The sequence below is a fragment of the Corynebacterium sp. CCUG 69979 genome, from assembly GCF_024454095.1.
Lineage (GTDB): Bacteria > Actinomycetota > Actinomycetes > Mycobacteriales > Mycobacteriaceae > Corynebacterium > Corynebacterium genitalium.
In genome coordinates, this window is record NZ_JAGPZA010000049.1 from 1 (window position 1) to 612 (window position 612).

Sequence of the window (612 nt, forward strand, 5' to 3'; positions counted from 1 at the left end):
CTGGTGCAAACACGAAACCACCCGCGACTACCAGCGACTGCTCGAACGCATCGAAGCGCCACTGATCGCTGTGATCGACGGCGGCCAAGGAGCCTTTAGCGCGATTAGAAAGTGCTGGCCGACCACGAAAATTCAACGCTGCCTCGTCCACGCCCAACGCGTCGTGCGACGCTACACCACCTCACGCCCGCGCACAGATGCTGGGCGCACCATCTACCAACTTGCGCTGAAACTGACTCGGATCACCACCTTGGATGGAGCAGCAAAATGGGGCGCGCAACTGCACGAATTCTCTACGATCTACCAAGCCTGGATGGACGAGAAAACCACGGTCAAAGACCCCAAAACCGGTACGTGGACTCGCGTGTGGACACACCACAACGTGCGCAAGGCCTACAACAGTCTCAACCACCTCTGGCGAAGCGACCTGCTGTTTGTCTACCTCAAGCCCCCAGAAACAGTCCTTGATCCTGACCGGATCAAATCCACCACAAACAGTCTGGAAGGCGGTATCAACGCCCAGCTCAAACTGCTCGCCAGGACACACCGCGGCAGATCAGGTGAACGACAACGCCGAATGCTGGATTGGTGGCTCTACCTGAAAACGGAACT

At 57.5% G+C, this 612-nt stretch carries 1 pseudogene; it reads left to right on the forward strand.

What is annotated here, in order from left to right:
* Positions 1-612, forward strand: a pseudogene (locus KBX18_RS11760) (IS256-like element ISCge1 family transposase); the annotation flags it as partial.